A 15,086-nucleotide genomic window follows, 5' to 3' on the forward strand; every position below is an offset into this window, starting at 1 on the left:
CAATCTCATTATTCAGGGCGCAGAAAGCCACCGTGCGTTCATGCCCGTTGTGAATAAGGGTTCTATCTTGAGGTTGTGCCCCATCCTTGAGGCACGAGTTGGGAGCATGTCGCCTGAACCGAGAGGGGATTCAGGCAACATAAAGGCGGTTTGACAATCCGCCCCTAGGACTTCTTATAGAGAAGGGTTTAGGATCTGTTGAGTACGCTCGAACACGTCTAGACCTTGCTGTTTTAGCCAGTAAGGTAGGTCGATCAGTACCCAGTTCTCAGATAGCTTGTCGCCGTCACGGTAGTAAACGTCAACCACTTGCATGTCTGCACGTACTTCACCACCTGTCATACCTAGGAAACCACCGATTGGCGTGTTAGATAGGTTTGGCCAGCCGAAGAAACAAGAGAAGTTACCTTCTGCGAAACGACATACGTGGCCGTTAAACTTCTTGTCTTTCAGGTTGTTACGGAACGGCAATTGGTGCTGCTGTTGGTAACGAGGGATTGTGTAAGACGCACCGATACCACATGGACCGTACCAGATCATGTCTTTAGACCAGCTCTTCTCAAGAACTTCTGGTGGGCAACCCATAGCGCCACTGTCGTTTAGTGCAGATAGGTCATCAACCATCTTGTTCACTAGTGCTAGTGTTGCTACGCCTTCTTCTGGTGCTGCGTCTTCGAACAGTAGACCGTCGTGGTTACGAGGACCAGGGTATACGAAGTGCTTACCTGTTGATGGTGGTAGTGGGTAACAACCCGCTTGGTCCATCGCGCCTAGAAGGTCTAGGAATAGGCCAGTCTTAGTGATCTTGCCGTTTTCAACACAGTTAAATTCTGCGTAGCGGATGTTCATGATTTTGCCAGTTGGGCGCATGCCTAGGTATTCAGCGTCGAATAGACCCATGAAGTGACCCATGCTCATTACCCAGATTTCACCTGATGTTACTTCGTTCTCACCACCGATGAAGATGTCTTGACGACGCTGCATGCGAGTCATTGATTTCATCAAAGGAGCCCAGAAAACGTCAGCCGCTGCTTGAGCGCCTTGTTGTTCACGGAATGGGTAAACACCACGCCATAGGTAATCTTCTGAAGTGTGTGCTTTTAGTACTTCTGCCACGTTCTCGTGAGTTGCGTTTTCCATTGCGCTGAAGTATTCACGTACAACGCGTTTCGCTTCTTGATATTTAGACATAATAAACTCTCTTATTTGCTGTCGAGTCGGCTTTGGGAACAGGACTCGAAATTAAGTTTTTTCATCCGGCCGGGGAGCCAGCCGGAGTTTTTGAAATTCAGTTACGCTTTTGCTGCTTCGGCTTTTTTGCTCTTATCGAACACGCCGCCTTTTAGTGTCTCTGGCAGTGATAGCCATAGAAGACCAGCAAGGATCCATACGATTGGTGAACCCCACATTGCGGTTTGTAGGTCGGTACGCTCTTGGATGAAGATAAGTACCATTGGTGCCCACATACCGAGGATACGACCACCGTGGAATAGCGCCGCGCCGTAGCTACGTAGGTGTGCTGGGAACAGTTCTGAGAAGTAACCACCCCATACCGCTGAAGAAGACAGGCCGAAGTTGTAAATCAGACCAAGTAGAGCCAGCATGTTTAGGCCGCCAATCACCATGTCGCCAGGTGCAACAAAGAAGATTGAAACCATGATGCCCGCTAGGATGAAGCCAAATGCGTTCACCTTACGACCGAATTTGTCAGCTACCCAACCCCAGAACCACGCACCAAACAGTGAACCAAACGCTGAGATAGAGAAGATGAGACCGATGGTTGCACCGTCGAACATACGTACATCACGTAGGTATGTGGTTACGAAGCCACCAAAGAATTGGAAACCGTAGAAGTTAAGGCCAGCCAGTAATAGACACGTTAGTGTGATCTTACGGTAAGGCTTGCTTAGCATTTCGCCCCAAGAGCCTTTTTTCGCTGGTGCATTTGATTCTTCTGCTTTTGCTTGCTCTTCTTCACCGTAAGCGATCACTTTGCTGTCGCTAGGTAGTACAAAGATCATGACCACAGCGGCTGCCAATGGTGGGATACCACCAACAAGCATTAGGCTTTCCCATGGTGCATCGATGCTTGCAATAAATGCTGCATACGCACCCATTACCATCAGTGCTACAGAGAACATAGAAGACGCGAATGCCGTCAACTTACCACGTACCGTTGGCGTAAATAGGCCGATCATTAGGCTTACTGCCACGGTGAAGTAACCACCCAGTGACAAACCAATGATGAAACGCATTGCTGCCCATGTTGTGTAGTCGGTGAACATCATATTGATGATCGTTGCGCCACCGTTTAGGGCTGTGATGGTAATAAGAGTGGATTTCTTACCAAATTTTGTTGCGAACCAAGCACAGCTCAATGCACCGATAAGTGCACCAACCGACTGCCATGTATAGAACTGGGCAGTGTCTGACAGGCTAATACCATCATACGCTTCAACGATGTATGGGCGTACGTAGTCAATAATTACAAAGTTATAACAATAGAAAAAGTAACCAACCAGTATCGCTAGATAGGCAGCTACCCTTTGAATCATAGGAACTTCGCTCATGTGTCTTTTGGCATTCATGACCGATAAACCTCTATTTCACTTAGGATTTGTTGCTATTCAAACTTAAAGAATACGATCTTATTGGGATCATCTTCGATTTCGTGTCGTGGTGAATCATAGTTTTTTTAAGGTCATTAGATCCGTGATTAATATCAATTTTAAAATGAATGCGTACCCAATTAGTGGTTTTTAGTGATGGGAGTCTCATTAAATCGGTCTTTTTGGCATTTTTGAATATATAACCGTCTATATTGGTGATTATAGTCACAGTTATGGCGGGATTATCGTTTAGATATGCTTTTTTAAAGTAATATCCAAGCACAAATAATTAGCACCCAGAATTATGGAAACCCTGAAATGGTTACGTACTCAAGTTTTGTGGTGATTGCGTTATACGTGTTAATCACCATATTAATCAGCTATTTAGTGAACAAGCGCTACAGCAATGGTGGCGACTTTTCTACGGGTGGAAAGCAATTTGGCTGGTTTACGGCGGGTGTTTCGATACTTGCGACTTACATTAGTGCGATGACGTTTGTAGGGATGCCTGGTTGGGTTTATAGCTCTGGCATGGAAGCGATGAGTATTCACCTTAACTATCCCATCGTTATCTTTTTCACCGTCATTTTCTTTGTGCCTGTCTTCTATAAGCTGGGCTTGACTTCGATTTATGAATACCTTGAGCACCGCTTTGGGGTGTATGCAAGAACCATCAACTCGATTGTGTTCATTGTGGTTCAATGTATCTCTGCGGGTGTGATTTTGTATGCCGTGGCGCTGATCTTAGTGCAAGTTCTGCCTATCAGTATTTCTGAAGCCATTATCTACATTAGTATTTTCACCGCTTGCTATACCTATGCGGGCGGAATTTCCACGGTTATCTGGACCGATATGTTGCAATCTGCAGTATTGGTAGCAGGCAGCATCGCTATCTTTGCCATTCTAATGACAGAGATTAATGCGGCAGATTACCTTTCTCGTGATCACTTGAATATCATCAACTTAGACTTTGATTTGGGCGTGGATACCACACTCTGGGCTGGCGTGGTTGCCGTGAGCTTTTTGCATTTGAGTGTGTACGGCACCAACCAATTGATCATCCAACGCACGTTAGCGACGAGATGTGAAAAGACGGCGCAGAAGTCGATGCTGTTGTGTGGTTACGGTGCGTTTTTCGTGTACTTGTTCTTCGCGGTACTCGGTGTTCTTTTAAGTGTTTTCTATCAAGATCAATCGTTTGAAAACAGCAACGAAGTGATTTTAGATTTCGTCTTCAACCATACTAACCCAATCGTCGTTGGTTTGATCATTTCCGCATTGGCGGCGGCCGCAATGTCGACCTTGGATTCGACCTACAACTCAATGGCGACCGTCGCTACGTTCGATATCTACAAGCGTTTCGTTCGCAAGAGTGCCGATGATGAGCACTACGAAAAAGTCGCAAGAAAGATGAGTTTGCTCGCTGCGGCCATGGTGGTAGTGCCAGCTCTTCTGGCGGTATCGAATGAATCGGTACTCAAAACCATCGCTAGCCTGACCTCCATCTTTGTTGGTATCCGTTTGGGTTCATTCGTGCTTGGTTTATTCTGGGCGAAAGCCAATGAGAAAGGCGTGATCGTTGGCAGTATCATGAGTGTGATTGCGGTGTTTACTGCCATGTATCTCGACGTGGCTTGGCCGTGGTTCGCGCCAATTGGTACGTTTGTCTTCCTTTTGTTTGGTGTGTTAGTAAGCCGTCGTTGGGGCGCTGTGACTGCCGAGCAACAAATTTTTATCAATAATCAAAAACATCTTTTTGCAAAGCCAACCGCAAGCCATTACGGGCTATTGGTGTTCGCTGTGGCGACCATCGCCGCTTGTATGGTTCTCCCTGATTGGCTTTATGCTGCATTGTCGTAATAGGTAAGTTTATGCTGTCCATCTTTGATATTTACAAGATTGGTGTGGGCCCTTCTAGCTCTCACACCAATGGTCCAATGATCGCGGGTTACCACTTCACTCGTTTGATTGAATCGAACTTGGCAAAAGTGGTTCGTATTCAAGTCGATTTATACGGCTCACTCTCGTTAACGGGGATTGGTCACCATACTGACCGCGCAACGATTTTGGGTCTGTTGGGTAACAAACCAGATACCATCAAAATCGCTTCTGCGAATAAAGCGATGCGCAAGGCGATTGAAGAGGGCATGATGTCTGTCGATGGCCGTCATGAAATCGAATTCAACTACAAAACGGACATGTTGTTCCATGAAGAGAACCTTCCTCTGCATGAGAATGGCATGACGATTACTGCGTTAGATGCGCACGGCAATCAGGTTGGGTTTGAAACTTACTACTCAATCGGTGGTGGTTTCATCGCAACGGCGGATGAACTGCAAAATGGCAGTGCGACTGCTCCCGTAGAAGTTGAGTTTCCATTCTCCAGTGCGGACGAAATGTTGGCACAGGCAGAGAAGAACGGCATGAGCCTCGGCGGTATGATTCTGAAAAACGAACAAGCGTTTCAGGAAATGGAAGCCATCAATCAACGCGCAGAACAGATCTGGCGTGTGATGACGCGTTGCATGGAGCGTGGTTTCGAAACAGAGGGCATCTTGGATGGCGGCTTGAATGTGACCCGCCGTGCGCCTAACTTGCTGAAGAAGCTTGAAGCAAATGCAGCAATCGAAAACGATCCAATGGAAATCATGGATTGGATTAACCTGTTTGCTTTTGCTGTGAGTGAAGAAAACGCGGCTGGTGGACAAGTCGTAACGTCGCCAACTAATGGTGCGGCGGGTGTAATTCCGGCGGTATTGATGTACTACCATCGCTTCATCAAAGAGCTCGATACCAAACAGCTTAAAGACTTCCTTGCTGTATCCGGTGCGATTGGCATTTTGTACAAAACTAATGCGTCTATCTCGGGTGCCGAAGTGGGTTGTCAGGGCGAAGTCGGTGTTTCTTCTTCTATGGCGGCAGCTGGCTTGACCGCGCTACGTGGTGGCAGCAATGAACAAATTTGTATTGCGGCCGAGATCGCCATGGAGCACTCACTAGGCATGACTTGTGACCCAATTGGTGGCTTAGTGCAAGTACCGTGTATTGAGCGTAATGCAATGGGTGCAATGAAAGCGATCAATGCATCTCGCATGGCACTAAAGCGTAATAGTAAATGTTTGATCTCGTTGGATAAGGTGATTGAAACCATGTACCAAACGGGCAAGGACATGAACAAGAAATACCGCGAGACGTCACTGGGTGGGTTAGCTTTGATTCACCTAGCGCCGCCTTGCGAATAATGAGTTAGGCACATCTAACCAACAAAAAAGCCGAAGCACTGAGATGCATCGGCTTTCCTTTTTTGGAGCGTTTATAACTTAGCTATGCGTTTGCTCACCTTTTGGTGTGCTTTGGTTTGGTTGATAGTGCAAAATCACCATCGAGGTGGGTGACAGCAAGACTTCGCCTTCAGCATGTCCTGGGTTGAGATTACGTACGTTTGTATCACAGATCGTCACCCATTCTTGCTTTCGCTCATTGGGGAGCTTAAAGCGAGCTGTGGCGTTAGTTTGGTTGATGAGGTAGACCAGCTCTTGCCCTTCTTTACCGATACCAAGGTGAAGTGCGACAGAGCTTAAACGGTTCCAATCATCGTGCTCCATTAAGCGACCGTCTGTACGGCGCCAGAAAATACGGTTGTTATTGCGATTCTCGCCACTGAAAGCTCGGATAAATGGCACCATGTATTGATTTCGGTTGGCGACCATTTGTGACATCCATGCTTTGAAATGTTGCTTACGTTCTGTCTCTTCCCAGTTCAGCCAACTGGTTTCGTTATCTTGGCAATAGGCATTATTGTTACCGCCTTGGGTGTGAGACAGAACATCAGCAGTGAGAATGTGTGGGATACCGAAGGCAAACAGCAAGCTAGCAATAAGGTTGCGTTTTTGCTTTTCACGCGTGGCGATAATCATCAGATTTTCCGTCTCGCCTTCAACACCGTAGTTTTCTGAACGATTGTCACCGTGACCGTCGCGATTTTCTTCGCCATTGGCTTCGTTATGTTTGTGCTTGTAAGACACTAAATCTTGCAGTGTGAAGCCATCGTGATACGTGATGTAATTTACGGTGAGTTTGTATGGCCAGTTCGCTGCACTATAAATGTCACGAGAGCCCATTAATCGAGTGGCAAACTCTTTTAAATAGCCTTGATCACCGCGCCAAAAACTGCGGGAAATATCACGCAGTTTGTCATTACATTCGTTCCAACCAAATGGAAAGTTACCCACTTGGTAGCCATTTGGACCAATATCCCAAGGCTCGGCAATCAATTTGGTTTCACGCAAAATTGGGTCTTGCGCAACGGCTTTAAAGAAAGCTGCTTCTGGGTTGTAATCATCGCCCTGTCGACCTAACGTTGCAGCCAAGTCAAAACGGAAGCCATCGACTTTAAATTCGCTAACCCAGTAGCGCAATGTATCCATCACAAGGTTTAAGGCTGGTTGGTAGGTGAGATCCACTGTATTTCCGCAGCCGGTGTAATTGGCGAAGTGGTTGCCATGTTTGATGTAAAAACGGGAATCGAGGGCCTTCAGGTTGAAGATTGTAGGCCCTTCACCACCTTCAGCAGTGTGGTTGTAAACCACGTCGAGAATCACCTCAATGCCGTTTTTATGCAATTCGCGAATTGTTGTTTTTAATTCCGTAACGGCGTCTTGTTCTGCGTAGCGCGGATCGGGCACCATAAAGAGATAAGGGTTGTATCCCCAATAATTGACCTTTTCCATCTCTAGTAGATGAGGCTCATGCATGCATGCTGCGACAGGTAGCAATTGCAGCGTGTTGATGTTTTGCTGTTTGTAAAAGGCCAGCATTTCAGGTGATGCAAGACCTAAATAGCGCCCCTTCAGCTTGTCCTCAACCTCTGGGTGGCGTTGGGTAAGCCCTTTGACGTGCGTCTCAAACAATACCATCTCTTCTCTGGGTATACGCGGGTGATCCGTGTTTTGCCAGTCAAAATCATCTTCGATAACGACGCACTTCGGCATATCGAAACTTTTGGCTGGAGAGTAGGGAGGGTGATAGTGGAGGGCTTTATCTATTGATTTTGCGTACGGATCAGAAATTAACAGTGGCTCGTCCTTGTGGGAGACAAGGTAACCGTATTTTTGCCCCGGCTTAATATCTGGAATAAAAGTATGACGTATGCCAGCGTATTCATTCGGTAAACCGTGAAGCTCGTAGCTGCCATCGTTTGCAAACAATGCCAGTTGAATGTCTTTTACGCCCGGAGCATGAATAGAGAAGTTACAGCCTTCTTTATTCAATGTTGCGCCCAGGGGGTAGGGGCGAGAGAGAAGTCGTGTCATCGGAGATACTTTATTTAATATTTATTGCTACCTTTAGGAAACTATAAGTTAAAAACTTTGTCTTACTAAGGTCAACCACCCTAAATATAAAAATATTCGTGTAATTTAATTACTTTATGTGACGGCTTAGAGTCAAAAATATGAAATGGCTATCACTTTGTAGCGGCTCAAAACCGAACAAACTTACTAATTCCTCCCTAGATTGGTGATCTGACTCGAAAAAACACCATTCGGTAAATTTTCTACTCCCTTCTCATCCCCCTTAAATTAGTTTAGGGCGGAGGAAGTCATCCTTGTACGCCTCGGGTAATCTCACAACTGTTGAAACAAACGGGGATTCGTTCCCATCTTACCTCTCTTTCTTTAGGTGTGTTTTTACTGCCTATATTCACCTAAAAGAGTGAGCAGGGAAGACAGAATTATAAATACCCTTAATGGAGTTAAGAATGAAAAAAGTAAGTGCAATTGCTGCTGCTGTAGCTGCAACTTTAGCTGCTGGTTCTGCATTCGCAGTGGATTTCCACGGTTACATGCGTGCTGGCGTTGGCGTGAACGCTGACGGTGGTCAACAATTAACATTCGAAAAGAACAAGATCGGTCGTCTAGGTAATGAAAGCGATATCTACGGCGAGATTCAACTAGGTAAAGAAGTTTACAACAACAACGGCAAAACGTTCTACGTAGACTCTATGGTTGCAATGACTTCTAACGGTTCAAACGACTGGGAAAGCACTTCTGCTAACTGTGGTTTGGATAACGGCGAAGTGAAATGTGTAGACGATGCACAATTCGCACTACGTCAGTTCAACGTTCAAGCTAAAGGCCTACTAAACTTTGCTCCTGAAGCAACGCTTTGGGCAGGTAAACGCTACTACCAACGTCACGACATTCATATCTCTGACTTCTACTACTGGAACATCTCTGGCGCGGGCGCTGGTGTTGAAGGTATCGAAGCTGGTCCTGGTAAAGTTTCTTTCGCTTGGGTTCGTAACGACCGCGGCGATATCGCAGACCCAGGCAACGATGGCGGCGCAACAAACGTAAACACTCTAGACGTACGTTACGCAGGTCTTCCTCTATGGGACAACGGCTCTCTAGAAATGGGCTTGAACTACGCAATTCTTAACGAAACTGACGCTGCGCCAAACGGCACTAAAGATGCGAAAAACGGCGTAATGTTCACAGCAGAATTGACTCAAGGTCTAGACGCTGGTTTCAACAAAACAGTGCTTCAGTACGGTACTGAAGGTTACTCAAAAACAATGGCATTCTACGGCGACGGTAGCTGGTACGGCGCAGAAGCTGACAACGGTGCATCTGGTTACCGCCTAATCAACTGGGGTGTAATCGGCATGGGCGACAGCTGGGAAATGGGTCACCAGCTAGTGTACGGTGTTGGTGAAGACATGTGGGCTGGCCAAGACAAGTGGGAAACAATGTCTGTTGTTGTTCGTCCAATGTACAAATGGGATGACAACCACAAAACTATTTTCGAAGCTGGTTACGCTATCGACGATAACGACGGCGAAGAAAACAAATACGGTAAGCTAACTGTTGCTCAAGCATGGTCTGCTGGCTCTAGCTTCTGGGCTCGTCCTGAAATCCGTGTTTACGCTTCTTACCTAACGGCTGACAAAGAAGACAACTCAAACACATTTGACAACGGTCGTTCAGACGATACGTTCCAGTTCGGTGTACAAGCTGAAGCTTGGTGGTAATCATCTAACCACTAAGTCCTAAATTGTCCTAGAATGATACAGCCAGAACTTATCTGGCTGTATTTATTTAAAAAACAATAAAGAGTCGAGGTAGACAGTAATGAAAAAATGGCTTGCTCCCGTACTGCTGGGCATGTTGGCTACTGGTTGTGCGTCTGTAGAACAAGTAGAGATGAGTCCAAAAGGTCAGCAACAAGTGATCACGCAATCGGGTGATATTCAATGGGTACCGCTTAACGTGCCTGTGGTTACTGAATTCGCTTTGACTGATAAAAGCCAAATGTTGTTGGATGGTAACAGTGCTGGCGCTATTGCAGCGTTTGCTCTTCCAGGTAACCGTGGCAGTCTCGATATCAAATTAGAGACATTCGTAAGTAAAGAACTTCAATTTTATGCTCCTAATGTCGCAGTGATGAACTCGGCAGGAGAAACCATTTACCAAGCAGATTTTTCAAAGTTTAAGTACGAACCAGCAAAACTGTTGGACAATGATAAATTCGTACTTGATCTCAATGTGATTCCAGACATGACAGGTAACGATCTGCATGTGTTGGTTTACACTACTTCCGCCGATCTAAAAGGAAGTACACAAGTTTTACACCCAGCAAAAGCCTTCGCCATGGCGCGTCACACTCAGCCGCCAGATATTGCAGACCCTCTAGCGAAACATAGCCCACTAGGTCAGTTCCGCTTTTCGGTATCCGCGAATGATATTGTGAATACTAAGATTGTTGCGAAAAACGACAACATTCCCCAAGGTACGGACCTTACTAGCTACTACTACAGCTCAATTGAAGCGGCAGTCGCAGCGAATGATATTCCGAAAGCGCTCACTTTGCTTGATGAAGCAAAAGAGCTAGGTATTGAAGGTGCACAACAAGTTTTTGTGAAAGCCGTAAATAGAAAATAATCAGATAAAAAAAGGTCAGCATTTCGCTGACCTTTTTCATAGAAAATAAACTAATAAAAATACCCCTACATAGAGTTACCTTATTCACATAATTATTTTTATTACTTTGTTTTTTATATAGGTTGGATCAATAATTAATGGCAGTTCCTAATTTATTTTTTGTACTTAGGAAATAAACAAACTTCTCGAAGTGATTTAAATTCACAATCTGACGATATTTATTTGGCGTTTGATATTTCCATTTTAATAACGATTAATATTTCTTTTAACCGTTGAGTTTATTTTGCTTTGGATATACTAAAAAGGAATTACGTGAAATGAACATGATGAAGACCTCTCTTGCTGCTGCTCTACTTGTTGCCTTAGTGGGTTGTCAATCGACTGCAGAACCAGAAGCGGCCGCAGAGCCTGTTGTTAATATGTCTCAAGACGAAGTGGTTGCTTTCATGAAAGCGTGTGACAACCCAGATAGCACAGCGAAAGGACCTATTTCTAAACCACTATTTGTGGTGGGTACGTTTGCGGATTCCGATTGGAAACACGTGCCTCAGCGTCAATACACCTACAAAGGGAATAATTTCTACCAAGCCGTGGTTCAAGAAAAAGTAGGCTCCTACAAAATGCAGTATGCGACCGAGTTGTGGTTCCCACAATTTACCGCAAAAGGTAATAGAATGAACGTTGGTGAATTAACACCATTAACATTTGGTGGTTACGGTACGGATACTTCGGTTGATATTAAAGAAGATGGTAAATATGTATGGAGTCTTCAGTTTGAAGGAAAAGGCAAACCTGTTCATGTCATGGTAAATAAGTGCCAATAATATTCCATTCAGTTATTTAAAATCTATTTTTATTTATTAACCCCTGCATGAAACACATGTCGGGGTTAATTTTATTACTCAAATTTCCGTAGTTTATTTGAGTAAGTTAGGGAGAATAAAATGCGTAATATCCTACGTAACCATCGCCTGTCTCGATCGTTGCTTGCGTTAAGTGTGATTGGTGCTTTATCTGCGTGTAATTCTTCTGGTGGTGGCGACACTAATAGCAGCACTCCGCTACCGGATACCAGTTATGCTTGCCAAGCCAATGTCATGGCGCAAAGTAACCAACTTCGTACTTATCAAATCATGGTAGAGAGTTTTGTGGATGGTGATGCGAGCATTGGTCACGGTACAGGTTATGGCACCAGCCATCATAACGGCGATTTGCAAGGAGTGATTGATTCACTCGATTACATCCAAGATTTAGGGATGAACGCGATTTGGTTGACGCCAGTTTTTGAATCGGAAGCGATAGCGGGCCAAGAACACTGGGCCGATCGTCTGGATGCCACGGGCTACTTTGCAACGGATTACTTCACCATTGATCCACGTTTTGGTGATTTAGAAACGGCGAGAACCTTGGTCGAGGAAGCACACAAACGCGGCTTATACGTGTTTTTTGATGGTGTATTTGGTCATCACAAAGATGGTTTGATCAAACCATCTCCTTCCGGTTTGTTGCCATCGGGATCGAGCAATCCCGTTGATTACCCGGCCAGTCTCGATTTCTACAAAGAAGTGGCAACGTATTGGATCAAAGAACTGAAGATTGACGGCTGGCGTTTAGATCAAGCCTATCAAGTTCCGACAGACGCTTGGACACAAATTCGTAAAGCCGTCGATGAAGCCTCACAAAGTGTGACGTACACCAATAGCAAAGGCGAACAAGTGAATCCGTTGGGTTACATGGTGGCAGAGATTTGGAAAGGGGAGTCTGAAATCGCGAATGAGGCGTATGGATCGAACAGCGATCCAGCATTGTGCTCTGCGTTTGACTTCCCTATGCGATATCGCCTCGTTGAAACTTTGGCCGTGAATGAGAGCGGCGTGGGTGGTCGCGGTGCGGATTGGTTAGACAACGGCTACAGCACACACAACCAATATCCAACACATGCGCAGCCGAATTTGATGATCGGCAACCATGATTTAGTGCGCTTTGGTGACTTGTTACAGCGCGGAAATTTAGCGGATGTGAATGATGCAGAATATTGGTTACGCCATAAAGCCGCGTTTGCTTTCCAAGCGGCGTACACCGGGCCAATCACGTTGTACTACGGTGATGAAATCGGGGATCAAGTGGATGGTTTTGCCGTAAAAGAAGACAACAGCACCTGCGCCATTCAAGGTTTGTGCGATGATCACGTTGCGCGCAGCAGTGCGAAAATTGAAGGCGTGACGGCGACGCTTGATGCTAACCAAGCCGATCTCAAATCTTATGTGACATCGCTGATGACAATGCGCGATGCGCATCCTGCACTTTATCAGGGGTCACGCACGAATTTAGTTGCGAGTAACGGCAGTTATGTGGACTTGAAACAATCTGGTTCGGACAAAGTCTTGTTTGCGCTAAATACCTTAGAGAGCGCTAGAAGCGTCACTCTTACTCAGGAGAGTGTTGGTACTGGTGAGTTGGTGGATTTGCTTACGAAAGAAAAAATTACTCCGAGCAATGGTCAATATCAGATTCTGATGTCGCCACTACAAGGACGATTCTTTGCGGTAAAACCTTACGGAATTATCCAGAATTGATGCTCACCAGTTGAGCTGACCACAAGCTTTCTTATAAACAAGCCAAGTGTTGTTGCTGACCCCATAGGCGCACACTTGGCTTTTTTCTGTCTGTTTTACTTTTCCCTTAATGGTTTTACGACGATGTAGCCAACAAGTTGCTTCGCTTTTTGTATTGGCGTTTGTTTTCAGCAGATGGATATTTGTGAGATAAGCTGCACATTAAAAAGTAAATTAACACTTGTGCAACGTAAAAATGTGACTGAAGGATTACTTATGCCCCACTAATATGTTTATCGTGTTTGGGATTTATATAACTAATGGAAAAGTATAATGAAATCCATAACGAACTCCCTCTGTCTCCTTGCTGCTGTTAGCTCGCCGTTTGCATATAGCCAAATTATCAACGGTGACTTTGAACAGTGGAATGGCAATGTACCTACGCAGTGGTCAGAGATTGACGCTGGCATTGCAGTGTCGCCAAGCAGCGAGCAAATCAAATCGGGTGGTCTGGCTGCCCAGGTCGTCGTGAATACAGGTACCCAAAGCAACACCGACTTTTTGCAAACCATTAATGTGGAGCAAGGGAAAACCTATCCGTTTTCTGTCTCGGTTTATCATACCGAAGGAAATGTAAAAGCACGTCTGGTGGTTGATGGTTATCACAATTACTCGAACCCACAACAGATAAACCAGTGGCAAGAGCTCGCGCACAACTACACAGCGAGCTCGAACAAGACCATCAACGTCGGTTTGCGTTTTTACGATGAAGCCAGTTTTGATGGCTCAGAAGTTGTCTACGTCGATAATTTTCAACCGACTGAGACGAGTACACAACCTCCTGTAGAAAGTTGTAGTGATCACCAAGTGGTCTTGACTCTCACAACCGATAACTATGGTTCAGAAACTAGCTGGACGTTAAAAAACAACCAAGACGAAGAGCTGTTTTCTGGTCAGGGGTACGAGTCAGCAACTACCATTGAAAAGAGCATGTGCTTAGCTGACGGTAACTACCAATTCACGATTCAAGATGAGTATGGTGACGGCATTTGTTGTGGCAGTGGCGCGGGGTCTTACACGCTGACTGAGGGAGATAAGACTCTTGCTTCTGGCGCTGAATTCTCGAAAAGTGAAACCACCGATTTTACGTTAGGTGACTCAACCACGACCCCACCAGTGGTTGATGGTTACTATCAAGCGGCATCTGGTAAGACGGGCTACGCTCTAAAAACGGCGCTGTTTAACATCATCAACAACCACACTAGCCGAGGTTATTCTGCGGTGTGGACCTTGGTAAAAGATGCCGATATTGATCGTTATTACGAAAATGATGGCTCTATTCTCGATATGTATTCTGAAAAGCCATCTGGTAGCGATACAGTAAGCTTTACCAAAGTCACAGACCAATGTGGCCAATACAAAACGGAAGGGGATTGCTACAACCGTGAGCACTCTTTCCCGAAAAGCTGGTTTGGCGGTAAGGTTGAGCCGATGAACTCAGACGGTCATCACTTGTTTGCAACCGATGGTTATGTAAACGCGAAGCGCAGTAATTGGCCATTTGGTGAAGTGGGCACCGCGACCTACGTGTCTAGTAATGGCTCTAAACTTGGCCAAGCAAGCACTAGTCTGGGCTACTCCGGTACGGTGTTTGAGCCGATTGATGAGTTTAAGGGCGACTTCGCCCGTGCTTATTTCTACATGGCAACCCGCTATGAAAATGTTGTAGGTAACTGGGAAGGCAATTCAAGCAATGCGGATGCTGTCCTTGATGGTTCAAGTTCAACGGTTTTTGAACCTTGGATGTTAAACATGCTGAAACGTTGGCACAAAAATGATCCCGTTAGTGAAAAAGAACGAAATCGGAATCAACAAGTGTTTGATTTTCAGGGCAATCGTAATCCATTCATTGATCATCCTGAGTTTGTTGAACAGATTTGGGGAAACTAACGCCTTTTTGATTTTGGTATCCACCATTTAGT

Annotated in this window: 10 protein-coding genes; 7 read left to right on the plus strand and 3 right to left on the minus strand. The window is 45.5% G+C overall.

All coding sequences use genetic code 11. The features are described 5' to 3' along the window. Positions 1-174: 174 nt before the first annotated feature. Both R8269_RS07160 and R8269_RS07165 read right to left on the minus strand, forming a co-directional pair. On the minus strand, positions 175-1,191 hold the full coding sequence (locus R8269_RS07160) for a nuclear transport factor 2 family protein (RefSeq protein ID WP_005374772.1): 1,017 nt from the start codon (positions 1,189-1,191) through the stop codon (positions 175-177). 101 nt (positions 1,192-1,292) lie between these two features. Continuing rightward, positions 1,293-2,588 carry an MFS transporter gene (locus tag R8269_RS07165; protein ID WP_017634479.1) on the minus strand — a complete coding sequence of 432 codons (1,296 nt, stop codon included), beginning with the start codon at positions 2,586-2,588 and terminating at the stop codon, positions 1,293-1,295. Positions 2,589-2,927: 339 nt separating this feature from the next. Between R8269_RS07165 and R8269_RS07170 the strand changes: the two genes are divergently transcribed. Further along, positions 2,928-4,469: a sodium:solute symporter gene (locus R8269_RS07170; RefSeq protein ID WP_005374777.1), complete on the plus strand. Its 1,542-nt coding sequence runs from the start codon at positions 2,928-2,930 to the stop codon at positions 4,467-4,469. Positions 4,470-4,480: 11 nt separating this feature from the next. Then, positions 4,481-5,851, plus strand: coding sequence for an L-serine ammonia-lyase (locus R8269_RS07175; protein WP_005374779.1), 1,371 nt, complete (start codon positions 4,481-4,483; stop codon positions 5,849-5,851). A 78-nt stretch (positions 5,852-5,929) separates the two neighbouring features. Here the strand turns inward: R8269_RS07175 and glgX are convergent, their stop codons facing one another. After that, on the minus strand, positions 5,930-7,921 hold the full coding sequence (glgX, locus tag R8269_RS07180; protein ID WP_005374781.1) for a glycogen debranching protein GlgX: 1,992 nt from the start codon (positions 7,919-7,921) through the stop codon (positions 5,930-5,932). Positions 7,922-8,367: 446 nt separating this feature from the next. On the opposite strand from glgX, the gene R8269_RS07185 reads away from it, so the two are divergent. The 5 genes from R8269_RS07185 (at position 8,368) to R8269_RS07205 (ending at position 15,054) form a co-directional block, all read left to right on the plus strand. Then, a complete protein-coding gene (locus R8269_RS07185) occupies positions 8,368-9,639 on the plus strand; it encodes a maltoporin (RefSeq protein ID WP_005374784.1) in 1,272 nt (423 codons plus the stop codon). A gap of 100 nt (positions 9,640-9,739) precedes the next feature. After that, positions 9,740-10,549: a MalM family protein gene (locus R8269_RS07190; RefSeq protein WP_005374786.1), complete on the plus strand. Its 810-nt coding sequence runs from the start codon at positions 9,740-9,742 to the stop codon at positions 10,547-10,549. A gap of 317 nt (positions 10,550-10,866) precedes the next feature. Continuing rightward, positions 10,867-11,373, plus strand: coding sequence for a hypothetical protein (locus R8269_RS07195; protein ID WP_005374788.1), 507 nt, complete (start codon positions 10,867-10,869; stop codon positions 11,371-11,373). Between the two features lie 120 nt (positions 11,374-11,493). Continuing rightward, complete coding sequence (locus R8269_RS07200; protein ID WP_005374790.1) at positions 11,494-13,125, plus strand: alpha-amylase family glycosyl hydrolase; 1,632 nt, start codon at positions 11,494-11,496, stop codon at positions 13,123-13,125. A 312-nt stretch (positions 13,126-13,437) separates the two neighbouring features. Then, positions 13,438-15,054, plus strand: coding sequence for an endonuclease (locus tag R8269_RS07205; protein WP_005374792.1), 1,617 nt, complete (start codon positions 13,438-13,440; stop codon positions 15,052-15,054). Positions 15,055-15,086 lie beyond the last annotated feature (32 nt).

The organism is Vibrio sp. Vb0667 (assembly GCF_033391095.1).